The 14,746-nt window shown below is 50.5% G+C and carries 15 protein-coding genes and 1 tRNA gene; 5 read left to right on the top strand and 11 right to left on the bottom strand.

Annotated elements, in window-relative coordinates; all coding sequences use genetic code 11:
• Window positions 1-16: 16 nt before the first annotated feature.
• Window positions 17-1,051: a LacI family DNA-binding transcriptional regulator gene (locus BKD12_RS02860; RefSeq protein ID WP_070087828.1), complete on the top strand. Its 1,035-nt coding sequence runs from the start codon at window positions 17-19 to the stop codon at window positions 1,049-1,051.
• A gap of 37 nt (window positions 1,052-1,088) precedes the next feature.
• Here the strand turns inward: BKD12_RS02860 and BKD12_RS02865 are convergent, their stop codons facing one another.
• From BKD12_RS02865 to sdaAB, 4 genes are read right to left on the bottom strand one after another with little or no spacing between them, the layout of a single operon-like run.
• Window positions 1,089-1,568: a glycine/sarcosine/betaine reductase component B subunit gene (locus BKD12_RS02865; RefSeq protein ID WP_070087829.1), complete on the bottom strand. Its 480-nt coding sequence runs from the start codon at window positions 1,566-1,568 to the stop codon at window positions 1,089-1,091.
• 46 nt (window positions 1,569-1,614) lie between these two features.
• The gene (prdD, locus tag BKD12_RS02870) at window positions 1,615-2,370 is read right to left on the bottom strand and encodes a proline reductase cluster protein PrdD (protein ID WP_070087830.1); all 756 of its coding nucleotides are present in this window, start codon (window positions 2,368-2,370) and stop codon (window positions 1,615-1,617) included.
• Window positions 2,371-2,388: 18 nt separating this feature from the next.
• Entirely contained in the window at window positions 2,389-3,267 is an 879-nt protein-coding gene (gene sdaAA / locus BKD12_RS02875; protein ID WP_070087831.1) for an L-serine ammonia-lyase, iron-sulfur-dependent, subunit alpha, read from the bottom strand.
• Window positions 3,268-3,297: 30 nt separating this feature from the next.
• Window positions 3,298-3,966 (bottom strand): L-serine ammonia-lyase, iron-sulfur-dependent subunit beta, encoded by a 669-nt coding sequence (gene sdaAB / locus BKD12_RS02880; protein ID WP_070087832.1) that lies wholly within the window; start codon window positions 3,964-3,966, stop codon window positions 3,298-3,300.
• A gap of 151 nt (window positions 3,967-4,117) precedes the next feature.
• On the opposite strand from sdaAB, the gene BKD12_RS02885 reads away from it, so the two are divergent.
• From BKD12_RS02885 to BKD12_RS02900, 4 genes are all read left to right on the top strand, one after another.
• Entirely contained in the window at window positions 4,118-5,038 is a 921-nt protein-coding gene (locus BKD12_RS02885) for a DUF4474 domain-containing protein (protein ID WP_070087833.1), read from the top strand.
• Between the two features lie 6 nt (window positions 5,039-5,044).
• Window positions 5,045-5,968, top strand: a complete 924-nt coding sequence (locus BKD12_RS02890) for a metallophosphoesterase (protein WP_070087834.1) — start codon at window positions 5,045-5,047, stop codon at window positions 5,966-5,968.
• 77 nt (window positions 5,969-6,045) lie between these two features.
• The gene (locus BKD12_RS02895; protein WP_070087835.1) at window positions 6,046-7,167 is read left to right on the top strand and encodes a DUF4317 domain-containing protein; all 1,122 of its coding nucleotides are present in this window, start codon (window positions 6,046-6,048) and stop codon (window positions 7,165-7,167) included.
• Between the two features lie 85 nt (window positions 7,168-7,252).
• Window positions 7,253-7,335: transfer RNA gene (locus BKD12_RS02900), tRNA-Leu, on the top strand.
• Window positions 7,336-7,484: 149 nt separating this feature from the next.
• Here the strand turns inward: BKD12_RS02900 and BKD12_RS02905 are convergent.
• The 7 genes from BKD12_RS02905 to yqeB form a co-directional block, all read right to left on the bottom strand.
• Complete coding sequence (locus BKD12_RS02905) at window positions 7,485-8,519, bottom strand: coiled-coil domain-containing protein (protein WP_070087836.1); 1,035 nt, start codon at window positions 8,517-8,519, stop codon at window positions 7,485-7,487.
• 88 nt (window positions 8,520-8,607) lie between these two features.
• The gene (locus BKD12_RS02910; protein ID WP_070087837.1) at window positions 8,608-8,994 is read right to left on the bottom strand and encodes a VOC family protein; all 387 of its coding nucleotides are present in this window, start codon (window positions 8,992-8,994) and stop codon (window positions 8,608-8,610) included.
• A gap of 21 nt (window positions 8,995-9,015) precedes the next feature.
• Window positions 9,016-9,642, bottom strand: a complete 627-nt coding sequence (locus tag BKD12_RS02915) for a nucleotidyltransferase family protein (protein WP_070087838.1) — start codon at window positions 9,640-9,642, stop codon at window positions 9,016-9,018.
• Window positions 9,639-11,915 carry a xanthine dehydrogenase family protein molybdopterin-binding subunit gene (locus BKD12_RS02920; RefSeq protein ID WP_070087839.1) on the bottom strand — a complete coding sequence of 759 codons (2,277 nt, stop codon included), beginning with the start codon at window positions 11,913-11,915 and terminating at the stop codon, window positions 9,639-9,641. The genes BKD12_RS02915 and BKD12_RS02920 overlap by 4 nt, the downstream gene beginning before the upstream one ends.
• Window positions 11,912-12,379 (bottom strand): (2Fe-2S)-binding protein, encoded by a 468-nt coding sequence (locus tag BKD12_RS02925; protein WP_070087840.1) that lies wholly within the window; start codon window positions 12,377-12,379, stop codon window positions 11,912-11,914. Before BKD12_RS02925 ends, BKD12_RS02920 begins: the two co-directional genes overlap by 4 nt.
• Window positions 12,369-13,187, bottom strand: a complete 819-nt coding sequence (locus tag BKD12_RS02930; protein ID WP_070087841.1) for an FAD binding domain-containing protein — start codon at window positions 13,185-13,187, stop codon at window positions 12,369-12,371. Before BKD12_RS02930 ends, BKD12_RS02925 begins: the two co-directional genes overlap by 11 nt.
• A 50-nt stretch (window positions 13,188-13,237) precedes the next feature.
• The gene (yqeB, locus tag BKD12_RS17475) at window positions 13,238-14,728 is read right to left on the bottom strand and encodes a selenium-dependent molybdenum cofactor biosynthesis protein YqeB (RefSeq protein WP_070087842.1); all 1,491 of its coding nucleotides are present in this window, start codon (window positions 14,726-14,728) and stop codon (window positions 13,238-13,240) included.
• Window positions 14,729-14,746: the final 18 nt, after the last annotated feature.

Here is a 14,746-nt window from a genome sequence, read left to right on the forward strand (position 1 = left end):
AAGGAGACGTATTTTTATGGCGCAGAAAAAGAAAGTAACCTTTGACGATATTGCAAAATATACACACTTTTCAAAGACCACCATTTCAAGGTATTTTAATCATCCGGATTCTCTGACACTGGAAAATCAGAAGATTATCTCAGATGCTCTGGAAAAACTGAATTACCAGGAAAATAAAGTGGCACGTATTCTGGCCAGCGGAAAGACTGAGTTCATCGGTCTTCTGATCCCGGACCTCTATCACCACTATTATGCAGAGGTGCTAAACCAGATCCTTTCCACTTATGAGACTTTTGGTTATAAATTTCTGGTCTTTACCGGAAATGCCAATGAAGAGATTGAGCGCAGATACATCCAGGAGCTTTTGGCCTATCAGATCGAGGGCATGATCATCTTGAGCCACACCATCCCTTCCCGGGAACTGGCCCAGCTGCCGATCCCTATCGTGACTATCGAGCGTGAAGATCAGTTTGTCAGCAGCATCAACACCGACAACTATATGGGCGGCTACCAGGCTGCAAGCCTGCTGGCAAAGCATGACTGTGATATCCTGATCCACATCAATTCTCCTACGGATCCCAAAATCCCCAGCTACGGACGGATCCAGGGATTTAAGGACTGCTGCCGGGAACAAGACCTGAGAAACGAACTTTTTTTCCGGGAATTCGGCCACAGCTATGAAAGCGTCCAGCCCCTTCTTAGAGAAATCCTCGATAAACTGGACGAAACCTATGCCGGACAAAAGAAGGGTGTCTTCGTATCCAACGATACTCTGGCCAATACCTTTTTAAATCTTTTGTTCCGTAAACACGGCTGTCTGCCGGCAGATTATCTGCTGGTCGGTTTTGATAATTCGCCGGTTTCCAGAGAGGCCGTGGTTCCCATAAGCACAGTGGGGCAGCAGATTGATAAGCTGGCCTACGAGGCGGTCCGCCTGCTGGTGGAGCAGATGAATGAACGCAAAAAAAGAAGACCGGCTCCTTTGCTGGAACCCGTCCATAAAGTGATCGCACCCACGATTTTCCGGCGGGAAACCACAGAACGGGAATAGCACTTCTGCCATTCCCGTTCTGTTTGATTATCTCTTTTCAGCTTCGTTTTCTCATCTTCAGCTTCAACATCGCCAGCGCTTTTCTGGCATCCAGTTCATTCACTGTATTTTCTGCCAACACCGTGGTCTCATCACCCATAGCCCCGGTCTTATCATAGGCTTTATAGTAGCACAGAACTCCATCCAGGGAGTCGTTCTGCACTACAAAGTCCTTTGCCGGCACCATGCTGAGCGCCACCACCGGCACACCTCTTTTTTCCGCCGCCTCGATGGCGTGAGCATAGTCCACGTGGTTATTTCCCAGTCCGTTGCAGGAAAATACGGCTCCGTCCGCCCGGGCACACTCCAGTGTCACGCCTACCCGCTCCGCAGACAGATATTTGTCCTCATTCTTATCCGGCGATCCAACAATGATGATACCTCTTAAATTCACATCCTGATCCTCAGACAAGACCTCTACCAGCGGATCTCTGTAATAGTGCAGAGACGTTTCCTTCATACTTGTTCCAATTCCCATGTCACTGCCTCCTTATGCTTACCCTCGTTTTTACGAAATCCATCTGCTAGTCCATCGCCCGCATCACGCCGTCCCGAAATTCATTCGGTGTGACAATGGCCGGCATGCACCCCATATCGATAACAGAATGTCCGCCTTCAAATCCGCAGGGCTCATCGCCAAACATCCAGGTGTCATACACGGCTCCCTGTCCGGACACCTCCTTGACAATATAAACATCTTTGCGGTCCGGCTCATAGGTTTCCTGGAACACATGCTTCTCTGTGCATTTGTATCCATTGAATTTTTTCATCTGCTCCCGAAAGATCTGACAGAAGGTATCGCAGGCCCGGTGCGCCGCTTCCGGCCCCGGCCGGTCTGCCCATGTGCCTTCTTTCAAAACTACGTCAAAGGAAATCAGCATATCACTCTCAAGTGGTGTCCCGGCCCTTCCCCAGGCCACCTTCTCTGCCAGGATTCCATCACTGGCTCCGAAGTTGCACACCTGCCGCCCGCTCTCATCAATCCCGGTCAGCAGGACATACACGCCGGTCAGCGTATGGGTAATCCCCTCCCCGACTTTTCCAAGCACCTTTGTGGATAATGGAATGACATCCATAATGGTATTCGTGTGCTGCTGATGCTCATCCGGAGCAATGATCCGGATATCAATGCTCTTGATCAGCGGCTCCGCCTTTAAGATCTCGTCTGCCGTTTCTTTGCAGACTGTCAGATGTCCGTCCACCGTCACCCTGTTTTCTGTCCCGTATGCTACATCCGTCACATGATAAGCCCGTACGGTAAGTCTGGATCCTGTTTCCATATTGCTGACCACTTCCTTCTATTTTAATTCCAGTCCCAGTCTCTTTACGACTTCATCCGCCGTCGGTGTGGCTGCCACGCCGCCAAATCCGGTCTCCTTTAAGCTGACATCCATCTTATCACCTACTTCTTTCATGGCGTCGATGACCTGATCTACCGGAATCTGGCTTACAATCCCTGCCAGCGCCATATCTGCCGCCGCCAGCGCATTGACAGCGCCGCCCACATTTCTCTTCACGCAGGGAACTTCTACCAGACCGCCTACCGGATCACATACCAGACCCATCAGATTCTTTAACGCCATAGCACAGGCATGTCCCAGCTGCTCCATGGTTCCGCCTTTGATATAGCAAATGGCCGCAGCTGCCATGCCGGATCCCGAACCGATCTCTGCCTGGCATCCTCCGGATGCGCCCGCAAGATAAGCCCGGTTTGCAATAATCTGTCCGATTCCGGCTGCCACATACATAGCTTCGATCATTTTCTCTTCCGGGATGCCGTATTCCCTGTAATATGTAACCAGAACTGCCGGCAGAACGCCGCAGGCACCCGCCGTCGGCGCTGCCACGATCCGCTTCATACAGGCATTGTTGCAGCCCATCTTCAAAGCATTGGTCATAACCTTCGCCATATAATCTCCGCAAAGGGTGTCTCCCTTTTTCTGGTATGTCTCCATCAGACCCCCTTCTTTTCCTACCAGGCCGCTTCCTGAGACCTCATCTGGTTCATAGGCATCAATGCCTGTAAGCATCGCCTGCCACATTCCGTTCATCCGTTTCCAGGAATCTTCTTCTGTAATTCCGTTTTCATCCATATCTTCCAGCTGGATTGCTTTCCAGAATTCGATCCCGTCCTTATTACATCTTGCATACGCTTCTTCTACTGATTGATATGACATACGCTTTTGCTACCTCCAATTCTTCGAAATCTAAGCTCCATTTGCTTTCAGGAAGATGACCTTTAAGATTCCCTCTTTACTCTCCAGTGTCTTAATTGCTTCCTCTGATACGATCTGGTCTGTCTCAACCACCATTACCGCAAAGCCGCCTCTCTTATCACGGAACACAGTCATTGTCGCAATGTTTACATTTTCTTTGCTGAGAGCTGCAGACACCTCTCCGATCCGACCAGGCTGGTCTACATTCCGCACGATCAGGGTATTGCTCTCTCCGCTGAAGTTCACATCGATACCGTCCAGCTTGCTGACCCGGATACGGCCGCCTCCGATGGAGTACGCCTGGATCTTCATTGCTTTCTTGCCTTCCGCCTCCATAATGATCTGGGCAGTATTGGGATGTGCTCCCTTGATATCCTTATTTTCGATCACAAAGTCCATACCCTGCTCCTTTGCGATCTCAAAGCTGTGCGGGATCCGCATATCATCAGGCTTCATCCCCAGAAGCCCTGCGATCAGCGCCTTATCTGTCCCGTGCCCTTTTCCTGTGGCTGCAAATGACCCATGCAGGTATACTGTAGCTTTTTCCGGCTGTCTGCCGAACAGCTGTCTGGCAATCTGTCCGATACGGACAGCTCCAGCTGTATGAGAGCTGGATGGCCCTACCATAACAGGACCTAAAATGTCAAATATACTTCCCATTTGTTTTTCCTCTCTTTGATATTATTTTTGACATGTTTCTATCCTATATTATACTGGAACACTCGTTTCTTTACAATGTATAATTGCACCCGCCGGTACATTTGTGCATATGCTGGAGTAACCGATTTCTATGAGAACGAGAGGAATTTTTATGTATGTTCTTTTTTCTATAGCTATCATAATACTTTTGGCCGCGGCTCTCATTTTTCGTTTCCGCAGGAAGCGGATCATCTGCCGCATCTTAGGCCTTTCTGTCCCCGAAAAGGTCTATCGACTCAACTGTCTGCTCGCTCCTTTTGGTTTTGAATACCAGATCTCCCAGGATATTTTTGTGACAAGACTGGATGCCTGGCAGCGGGAATACGGCTACCGCTCACTCTATGACCGCGCTTCGCCGCTGCTTGGCATGGTCTTTGACTGTGAACCGGTTTACTTTGACTATCAGGGCAAGACCTGGCTGCTGGAATTCTGGAAAGGTCAGTATGGCATCAATACCGGCGCCGAGATTGGCATCTACAGGGCGGACACACTCCTTTCTCCCGCCCAGCGTCCGTATACTCTTTTTCACACAGTGCCCGACGAAGAATTGCCCGTATTTGAGCTGGAACTGGTAAAAGGCGCCAGCCGCCGCTACCGGCTCCTGCGCCGTCACTGGTGGCTGGCCGGATTCTGCATGGGCGAATTCACCTCTCCTGAACTTCTAAGTCTCCGCCTTGCGGTCACATTTCATTCAGGAGACATGCTGGAAGCCTTTTACCAGGGACTTCTGGAGGCCGGCTGGTGCACAGAGGATATCTGTGTCTGCGGAAGAAGGATCTCCCTTTCCTTCTATACACCTCACACTCCCCAGCCAAGGCGCTTGTTCCCGCTTCTAAGCGCCTTCTCTCAATGCCGGAACCGCCTGTTTTTGTGGATCTACTGTAAGGTAACCGCTCCCTTTTGTTTCTCGCTGGACCAGCTTTTGTATCTTGCCGAATACCTGCCCTTCGCTTTTCGCCATATGATCTGTATCCAGAAGAAAAAAACCGGGCGCCGCAGAAAAGCAAATGATTTTTCCAGGAAGGACCGGTGATCCGGAATGTTTGAAAAAAGACAGCTTGACCAGGCCTTTCAGGATGCCGCAGTACTTCCTCTTTCTGCATCCTCCCGCTATACTTTGTTTAGTGACTGCCACCGGGGAAACGGCCTTACCGGCGATAACTTTTTAAAAAACCAGCACCTGTATGCTGCCGCTCTTCGCTATTACTATGAAAATGATTTCACTTATATCGAGCTTGGAGACGGCGATGAGCTTTGGGAAAATCGTTCGTTTTCCTCCATCAAAGAGGCACATGCCAGCACCTTCCAGATGCTTGCCCGATTTTATGAAGATCAGCGTCTGTACCTCCTGTACGGTAACCACGATATGTCCAAACGCTCCCGCGGGTTTTCCACGCAATGTAATTCTTTTCACCCCTGCATTACCTGTCGGAAAGAGCCTCTGTTTCCTGGCATCCAGTTTCACTCCGGGCTGGTTCTTAAAAATCAGGAGCCCGGACCAGACCTCTATCTCACCCACGGACACCAGGCTGATTTCCTGAACAGTGTACTGTGGCGGCAGGCCCGGTTCCTGGTACGCTACCTTTGGAGCCCTCTGGAACGGGTTGGTTTTCTGGATCCTTCCGATCCCTCCCGGAAAAATAAAAAAAAGGAACGAATTGAAAAATCTCTTTCAGGCTGGGCAAGGGCAAACCAATGCATCCTGGTTGCCGGTCACACCCACCGGCCGGTACTGGAAGCTTCCTCCTGCTATTATAATACCGGCAGCTGTGTCCGCCCCGGATACATTACCTGCATCGAGATCAGTCAGCTTGCAGCCACCCTCATCAAATGGACCATCGGCATCAGAACTGACCTGTCTCTTTCGGTCTCCCGGGAAATCCTGGCCGGCCCTGTTTCTCTGAAGGATGGCGGCTGCTTTCCCGGGGCGCCCGCCACTGCTCCCATGCAAAAAGATTTGTAATCCGGTTTTAAATATGTTACCCTAGATTCACATCCGCAAGGAGCGGAGCAACACAATACACTAAGGAAGTGCAGACTATGAATAAAAAGGAAATACTGGAGATCCGGCGTCAGTTTACTCCGGAAAACTGCGCCATCACCCGGATCTGCGGGTGTTACGTGGATCACGAAAAAGAAAAGAAGGCCGAATTGAAAAAAGCTTTCCTCTCTCTGCCGGAAGAAGAGGCGTTCAAATATTTTGATATTTTCCGCCATACACTCTCCGGCACCCTGGGAAAAAACATGGTCACCATGGAATTCCCCCTGGATCAGGAGCTTTCCGGCGGAACTCAGGAATTCCTCCTGAAGCTTCGGGACAGCCGGCTGGAAGACGATCTTCTGTTAGAGGAATTTTATGACAAGGTCATCGAAAGCTACGACTATCCGGAAAATTATTACATCATCCTGATCCACGCCGTCTACGACGTGCCGGGAAAGTCCTCCGACGGTCTGGAAATGTTTGATGCATCCGATACGGTCTATGAGCATCTGATGTGCAGCATCTGTCCGGTCAACTTAAGCAAGGCCAGCTTAAGCTACAACGCACAGACCAACAATATCGAAGACCGGATCCGGGACTGGATCGTGGAAATGCCCGTAAAGGGATTTCTCTTCCCTGCTTTTACGGACCGGGCGTCAGACGTCCATCAAATATTGTATTACACCAAAAAGCCCGAAGAGCTCCAGCCCGCATTCATTGAGCACGTATTGGGAAGTCAGATCCCTCTGACCGCAGGCGACCAGAAAACCTCCTTCCAGGCAATTGTCAGCGACACCCTGGGGAGCTCCTGCGACTATGAGACTGTCCGCAACATCCACGACAATCTGAACGAAATGCTGGAGGAGGCCAAGGAGGCTCCGGAACCACTCGAACTTTCCCGCCCGGATATCAAACGGCTGCTGGAAAAAAGCGGGGCATCCAAAGAGCAGATGGAAACCTTTGACCGGGAGTTCTCTGATGTGATGGGGGAACAGACCTCTGTCCTGGCATCCAATATAGCCAGCACACGGACCTTCCAGATTGAAACACCGGATGTGATCGTTAAAGTCAACCCGGATCGCTCTGACCTGGTAGAGACCCGCGAGATCGACGGCCGCCGCTGTCTGGTCATAGCCATTGACGACCATCTGGAGGTCAACGGAATCGAAATTCACCCTTGATTTATGGGGGTAAAAAATTTTTTTAAAAAAATTGCAAAAAGTATTTGCCAAAACGAATATTTTATGGTATGATACTTTTTGTCGAGCGGAGATGGCGGAATGGCAGACGCGCTAGATTCAGGTTCTAGTGGGAGCAATCCTGTGAGGGTTCAAGTCCCTTTCTCCGCATGGTTTATGAAAAGCGGAAATCCTTGATTTTAAGGGTTTCCGTTCTTTTTTTGTTACCTTTACGCCGGTAAAATTTGATTACCTTTGATTACCCCAAAAAGGGCGTCCCGCAAAATCGGAACGCCCTTTATCATTTCCGTCATTCAATTTTACCAATCTGTATAAATGTCTATCGTTCCCGACGGACATCCTGTATCATAAACCTTTCCGGCCCCCAGCGAGGTCTGTACAACAGTCCCCTTCGGGTGATCGCTGCTGGCTACGCAGATGTAACCGTCTTTATCACGAATCGTCCCGTCACTTGCCACATGCCGTCCCGGAATATTCAGTCCGTGTCCCGGCAGGACTTTCTGAGAATAATAAGTCTCTCTGTGACCGTTGAAATAGACAACTCCCTTTTCCGGTGTCAGCACACCGTCGCCGGAAGGGTAGTCGTATCCTCCTCCGCCGGATGAGCCCGATGAACTTCCCGATCCGGAACTGCTTCCCGAATTGCTTCCCGATCCAGAGTTATTACTGCTTGTCTCCTGCGCTGCTGCTTTCTTTGCAGCCTCTGCCTGCTTTGCGGCCTCCTCTGCACGAAGACTTTCAATCTGATCCGTTAGTGCGGCAAGATCTGTAGAAGTGGCTGCCGCCCTGGCATTCAGCTCTTCCTTCTGGGATGCCAGCTCTTCTTCCATCTTTTCCTGAGATTCTTTTTCTTCCTGAAGCTTTGCTTCTTCATCCTCTATCGTCTGACGAAGATTGCTAAGCTCTTCTAACTGCTCACGGTCATAATCACTGATATTCTGGACAAATTCCACACGGTTCAGAAAATCCGCCATATTGTCTACAGAAAAAATCATGCTCAGCATTGATGCGCTGTCGTTTTCGTACACATACTTAATCCGCAGCTTCATTTCTTCAAACTGCTGCTGCTCACTATTTTTTGCGATATCGATCTGCGCCTGTGTTGCCTCGATCTGCCCGTTGGTTGCTTCAATCTGATCTTCCAGATCTGCGATCTGCGTTCCCAGATCCAAAAGCTCCTGGTTGATGCTGCCTAGCTCATCTTCCAGTTGTGATGACTGCTCTTCCATACTGTCGAGTTCAGCGGCCTGTACCGGCATCCCCGAGCATATCATCGCTGATACGCACAGCGCCGATGCGCCCGCCTGCAGCCAATGCTTTGACAGAAACTTCATATAAAACCTCCAACTGAATACTTGTCTTCATTTTCTGCACACCCCATCATACCACACTTATGGCCTCTTGGCAAATGATACTTTCAGTTTATAGCATCTGACTGAACTCAATACATTCTTTATTCGGCCCGTCGATCTTAAAATACCGCACACCGTTTTCCCAGAACGGAAGGAAATGAATCTCATCAGAAAGATTATTCATCCCCATTGCACAGATCTTCTCATACACTTTTTCCACGTCCGTCACATCAATCGCCAGATGGTCTATGGAGCCATACTCCATCTTCACCGCCTGCTCTTCATAGGTCTCTACCACCAGGTTGCCCAGCTTTAAAAATACAACTTTTGCACCATTTTCCTCGTTAATGGTCTCAAAGGCCGTCTCAAAGCCCAGCTTATGATAGAAGCGGACGGTTGCATCCATATCTTTTGTAGGGATGCCTACATGCTGGATTCCGGTAAGATATTCTTTCATGTTCTTTCCTCCTGTTCTTTTTCATCTTTTAATAGGACTATTATACCGCAGCCGATCTATATCTTCCAGTTCTTTCCCATTTTCAATCTCATAATAAACTGCCTCTTCCTGATGCCTTCGGAGCACTTTCTTTCCTCCCTCATCGCCTTGCAGTTCAAGCAGCTCCCCAAAGTACTCCTGCGAAAACCAGACGGGATTTCCCAGGAGACTGCCATTTTTTACACAGCCAAGCCTTGCTTCCTCTTTCTGCATCCGTTCCAGGAAGCCCAGGACGCTTTCTTTAGCAAGCCACGGCTGGTCCGCCACAAAAAAGGCGCAGGCCTGCATTTTGGCCTCTGAAGCACGCCCTTCCTGTATCCCGGATCCGAAAAGCCCTGACCGGATAGAATATGAGACTCCTTTTTCGCTCTCCGGGGACCAGACACATGCAGCCCTTCTCCCCTCCTGCCGGAATATACCAATCTGATTTTTGATCTCCTCATACTGTGTTACTATCCGCAGTTCGTAACGCTCATCCGCATCTGCAATTTCCATCAGCCTTTCCAATAGATGCAGATACATCGGTTTCCCGTTCCACTGATACAATAGCTTATTGCTTCCAAAACGGCGGCTGTTTCCAGCCGCCAGATAAATCAATCCTATTTTCATTTTTTCTGCAGTCCCATTGCGATTTTCTCACTGGTAATCGGCAGCTCATGAACCCAGATGCCCGTCGCATTGGCAACCGCATGAGCCAGTGCGGGAGCCGGCGTGTTGATCACCACTTCTCCGATGGATTTCGCACCGAACGGTCCGGTTTCTTCATAGCTGCTTTCAAACTCTACCCGCAGTTTTCCCACATCCAGACGGGTCGGGATCTTATACTGCATGAAGGAATTGTTCAAAAGCTGCCCCTTCGCTGAATACTGGATGTTTTCATATAAAGCCATACCAATTCCCTGCGCAAGTCCGCCCTCCACCTGACAGCGGCACAGATTCGGGTTCAGAGGCGTTCCACAATCTACGACCGCCACGTAATCCAGGATCTCTACATGGCCAGTCTCTTTGTCGACCTCGATCTCCACCATGCCTACCATAAATGGCGGCGGGGAAACCGGAGAGCTGTTGCTTTCTGTCACCTGCAGCGCATTTGCATTTCCGCACTGTCCTGCCGTGCCGATCTCTTTTAACGTCACCTGTTTTCCGGTACTGCGGTCTGTGGCCACATGCCCGTCAAATTCAATATCTTCCCGGCCGCAGGACAGCATCTCTGCCGCCTTCTCGCAAATCTTCTCCTGAAGCTTCCGGCAGGCCTTTTCCACAGCTCTTCCCGTAATATAGGCGGTACTGGAGGCATAGGAGCCGGAGTCATAAGGCGAGGTATCTGTATCCGCCCCGGATACAATGATCTGATCCACAGAGCAGTCCAGACACTCTGCCGCCACCTGGGCCAGCGTAGTATCACAGCCGGTTCCCATGTCCGCCGCACCGATGGACAGAGCATAAAGTCCATCCTCCTCAAGCTTAATGGTGGCAGAGCCCACATCTACATGAGAAATTCCGGATCCCTGCATAGCCATAGCTACGCCCACACTTCTGACCTTTCCATTTCCCATATCCCGGCAGGGGATTTTTTCATCCCAGCCGATCATTTCTCTTGCACGTTCCATACAGCGGTCCAGCGCACAGCTGTTTGTCTGCTCGCCATAATAAGCAGGCATGACTTCTCCTTCCCGCACCATATTTTTCAGGCGCAGCTGTACCGGATCCATCTGAAGCTTCTGTGCCAGTTCATTGACCGCGGTCTCCACCGCATAAATCCCCTGGGTCGCTCCATATCCCCGGTAAGCTCCTGAGGACATCACATTGGTATATACCACGTCATATGCAAAGCGGTGTGCCTCCACAGACCCATAAAGCGGAATGGACTTATGCCCGGACAGCCCCACAGTTGTCGGTCCATGTTCTCCATAGGCGCCCGTATTGGATAATGTATAAAGGTCAATGGCCCGGATCTTTCCATCCCGGTCAGCACCTACCCTGACAGAAACCTCCATCTCATGCCGCGGAGAAGATGCAATCTGAGACTCCTCCCTGGTAAAGATCATTTTGGACGGCTTTCCGGTCTTCCAGGTCACAAATGCCGGATACACTTCGGAAACCGAAGTCTGTTTCGCCCCGAATCCCCCGCCGATCCTGGGCTTGAATACCCGGATCTTTGACTTTGAGATTCCAAGGGCATTCGACAGGATCCTGCGGACATGGAATACAATCTGCGTCGAACTCATTACGTTCAGCCGTCCATAGGAATCCATGTAGCACACTGTCCGGAAGGTTTCCATCATTGCCTGCTGATTCGCTTTCACCCGGTAGGTTCCTTCTACGACCACATCGCAGTCCTTCAGTACGGCGTCCACGTCCCCATCATGGCTCTCGCCGCTGGCACACAGGTTCCGGCGGTTGTCTGCCCCTACCGGACACAGGGCTTTCCAGCTTTCCTCCGGATGCACCAGGATATCACTGTCTTTTGCCTCGTGAAGATCCAGAATCGCCGGCAGGATCTCATACTCTACCTTGATACGCTTCAGGGCCTGATCTACGCAGGCCTCATTCTTCCCGGCAACGATAGCCACCGGATCTCCCACATACCGCACATGCGGGTCCAGGATCAGCCGGTCATAGGGACTGGCCTCGGGATAGGTCTGTCCAGCCATGGTAAAACGCTCCTTCGGCACGTCTTCCCATGTATAAATAGCTTCGATCCCTTCCACCTTTTCCGCCAGATCGGTCCGGATATTTTTAACCATGGCATTTGCATGGGGACTTCTCAACACTTTTACGACCAGGCAGTCCTTCGGTGCGATATCATCGGTGAACACCGGCTTTCCTGTCACCAGCGCATAAGCGTCTTTTTTTCTGATCGGCTGACCTACTGTCTTCATACCGTACCTCCCTGCTTCTTATATTCCAGAAACGCTTTCATCCCCCGCAGCTGTCCTTCATATCCGGAACAGCGGCAGAGATTTCCCGCCAGATACTCTTTCATCTCTTCATCTGTAGGATCCGGATTTTCCCGGAACAAAGCGATTGCATTCATGATCATGCCCGGGTTGCAGAAGCCACACTGCTCTGCTCCCTGATCCGCAATAAATGCCCCAAATTCTTCTGCTTCCTTCTGCAGTCCTTCCAAAGTAGTCACTGCATGTCCATCTGCCCTGGCCGCCAGTACAGAACAAGAAAGCACCGGCTTTTCATCCAGGAACACGGTGCACAGGCCGCAGCCTGAGGTTTCGCAGCCACGCTTTACACTAAAGCATCCATGCTCCCGCACAAAATCAATCAGCAGCAGATCAGCCCGGATCTCTTCCTCGATCCGTTTCCCATTCAATGTCAGATTAATCTTCATGTCTGCCGCCCCCTTCCTGTAATTTCATAAGCCCTCTCCGGATCAGCACCCCGCAAAGATGGCTCCTGTATTCGCTTCCTGTACGCATATTGCTTCCCGTCGGGATTTTTTCTGCCGCAGCTTGTGCAATCCCGGCCAGCTCTTCTTCAGAACAGACTCCTTCCCTGATCTTTTCCGTCTCCGCCTCTGAAAGTTCGATCGCCATTGCTTTCTGCGGTCTTGCCCCTACAGAAATCCGCGCCTGTTTCCCGCAAAGGCTCATCCCTACTGCCAGCACGGGGAAATCCGTCCTGGCATTTCTGTGGGACAGATAAGCGAAGGTCCCGCTCGTTTTCTTTACGATCAGGCGTACCAGGATATCCCTGTCTCTTGGCATTTTTACAAACTCCTCCAGGGGAATGATTCCGCCCCGGTACAGCTCCACCTTCGTATCCAGGGCTAAAAAGGCCGTCAGCACATCCGAAAAACCAAACCTTCCGAAAATACTTCCGCCCACCGTCGCAAGATTCCGGAACTGTACACCGACAATATCCTTTACACTGTCTCTTAACATTCCCTGGAACCAGTCATTCAGTCCCTGGTGCAGCTCAATCTGCCTCAATGTCACCATACACCCGATCCGGAATTCTTCATCCGTCTCTTCGATCTGATCAAGCATAAGTCCTGACAGATCTATCGCCGTCTGGATCTGGGCGCTGCTCATCTTCATCCAGAGCATCCCTCCCAGGAGACGGTTAGATTTTTTCTGATTCAGCTCATAAGCCTGCTGAAGGCTCTCTGCTTTTACATAATTTTTAATTTTCAGCATTTTGTCTCCCTCATATTTCAAATGTAATCAGCTAAGATTATCAATTATTCTTAAGAATTATACCATCTTTCCATCGAAAATGATATGACCACTCCAATATCTGTCTGTGATTTTTGAAAATACAACAATCGTTCCATCTGTTTCTTTGAAAGGACCTCTGCCTGATTCACCACATAGCGGTATTCACAGTCCACATTCTTTTTCTGCCCGAATTTCTCCGTCAGACACCTTATTACATCTTGTTCTGTAATAAGATCTTCCGGCAGACGTCCCAGGCTTTGGCAGGCCGTCTCAAAGCGGTGGCATTTTTCCCGAAAGCTTTTTCCGACAGCAGATGCTCCTGCCACTCCGATGACCAGGTCTGTTTCCACTGGGATTACCGGTTCAAAAGAGGCCGGGCATTTCAGCGGAAACCCGTGGCTTCCGTCGGCTTCCACCAGTATCACATCGTACGTTTCCAGCATCCCGCGCGGCACCTCCGGCGAAACGCCTGTAAGCTTTTCTCCGGAAACACCATTGCCCACAGGCACAAATCCATACCGTCCTTCTTTGTACATATGAGTAGTCGTGGTAACAACAGCGCGGTATCCCGCCTTTTTCAGCTCCCTGGCAAGCTCATAAATCAGCGTAGTCTTTCCGCCGGCACCCACCACAGCAATCAGCCGGTGCTTTTCCGGACGAATCTTTAGCATACTTATCAGTGAAAATTCCGGCTTTTCCGCCCCGTTTTTTCTATCCCTACCCTGTCGCAGATACAGGATGGCTTCCAGGACACCGCCCGCAATGCACCGTGCTTTATCTGATATGCTGCTGCACTCCTGTCCTCCCAGCGGCCGGGGATCAATATCCGCCATTTTAAATCCTTCTCTTACCCGGAATCCGTCCGGAAGTATTCCTCTTAATATGCCGTCAATCGACGCATTCACCGGATAGCCGCCGATCGTTGCAATCATCTGTCCCTTCTTCACTGCGTCTCCTATGGCCGCACAGCTTCTAAGTGTTCCCTCCACAGGTGCATAGATGACCCGTTCTTTTGCATAACCGGCAATTTTACCCGGAATTCCGGTGTTGGGTATCGCTGTCCCCTGATAATAGATCCGCCCCAGGCTGTGCCCACGTTTTGTCTCGATGACCGCATGGACATCCACACCAGCCTCGAAACCCGGCCCCAGCCCGATTGTAATTTCCGCCATGTCCATCCTGGTACCCAGATTTTTCTTTGCCAGAATGGCGTCTACTACGATCTGAGGCTTCCAGCTTTCGATCCATTCTCCTTCCGGATCCACCAGTACCGGAACATTTCCCTCTGCCAGTATGTCTTCTGCATTTTCTTCATCCGCAAGTTTTGCCGTGATTCCTTCCACTGTCACTTCTTTTTGGTATACCGCCTCCGAAAAAGAAACCGTACGCCGGATAGAGGACGGCTTCTCACACTCCAGGGCAGCCACTTCAAATCCGCTGCGATACAGTTTTGCGATCACCCCGGAAGCCAGATCTCCTGCTCCCCGCACCACCACCCGTATATTTTTCTCTGCCAACATAAAAATGCCTCTTTTCGA

Source organism: Merdimonas faecis (assembly GCF_001754075.1).
Classification (GTDB): domain Bacteria; phylum Bacillota; class Clostridia; order Lachnospirales; family Lachnospiraceae; genus Merdimonas; species Merdimonas faecis.

What these genes read in the sequence shown, in the direction of transcription:
- BKD12_RS02915 (WP_070087838.1), bottom strand. Translation starts at nt 9,642, where the DNA reads ATGAAAATAGGATTGATTTATCTGGCGGCTGGAAACAGCCGCCGTTTT.
- sdaAA (WP_070087831.1), bottom strand. Translation starts at nt 3,267, where the DNA reads ATGTCATATCAATCAGTAGAAGAAGCGTATGCAAGATGTAATAAGGAC.
- BKD12_RS02860 (WP_070087828.1), top strand. Translation starts at nt 17, where the DNA reads ATGGCGCAGAAAAAGAAAGTAACCTTTGACGATATTGCAAAATATACA.
- BKD12_RS02930 (WP_070087841.1), bottom strand. Translation starts at nt 13,187, where the DNA reads ATGCTGAAAATTAAAAATTATGTAAAAGCAGAGAGCCTTCAGCAGGCT.
- BKD12_RS02905 (WP_070087836.1), bottom strand. Translation starts at nt 8,519, where the DNA reads ATGAAGTTTCTGTCAAAGCATTGGCTGCAGGCGGGCGCATCGGCGCTG.
- BKD12_RS02865 (WP_070087829.1), bottom strand. Translation starts at nt 1,568, where the DNA reads ATGGGAATTGGAACAAGTATGAAGGAAACGTCTCTGCACTATTACAGA.
- BKD12_RS02885 (WP_070087833.1), top strand. Translation starts at nt 4,118, where the DNA reads ATGTATGTTCTTTTTTCTATAGCTATCATAATACTTTTGGCCGCGGCT.
- BKD12_RS02890 (WP_070087834.1), top strand. Translation starts at nt 5,045, where the DNA reads ATGTTTGAAAAAAGACAGCTTGACCAGGCCTTTCAGGATGCCGCAGTA.
- BKD12_RS02910 (WP_070087837.1), bottom strand. Translation starts at nt 8,994, where the DNA reads ATGAAAGAATATCTTACCGGAATCCAGCATGTAGGCATCCCTACAAAA.
- prdD (WP_070087830.1), bottom strand. Translation starts at nt 2,370, where the DNA reads ATGGAAACAGGATCCAGACTTACCGTACGGGCTTATCATGTGACGGAT.
- BKD12_RS02920 (WP_070087839.1), bottom strand. Translation starts at nt 11,915, where the DNA reads ATGAAGACAGTAGGTCAGCCGATCAGAAAAAAAGACGCTTATGCGCTG.
- sdaAB (WP_070087832.1), bottom strand. Translation starts at nt 3,966, where the DNA reads ATGGGAAGTATATTTGACATTTTAGGTCCTGTTATGGTAGGGCCATCC.
- BKD12_RS02895 (WP_070087835.1), top strand. Translation starts at nt 6,046, where the DNA reads ATGAATAAAAAGGAAATACTGGAGATCCGGCGTCAGTTTACTCCGGAA.
- BKD12_RS02925 (WP_070087840.1), bottom strand. Translation starts at nt 12,379, where the DNA reads ATGAAGATTAATCTGACATTGAATGGGAAACGGATCGAGGAAGAGATC.
- yqeB (WP_070087842.1), bottom strand. Translation starts at nt 14,728, where the DNA reads ATGTTGGCAGAGAAAAATATACGGGTGGTGGTGCGGGGAGCAGGAGAT.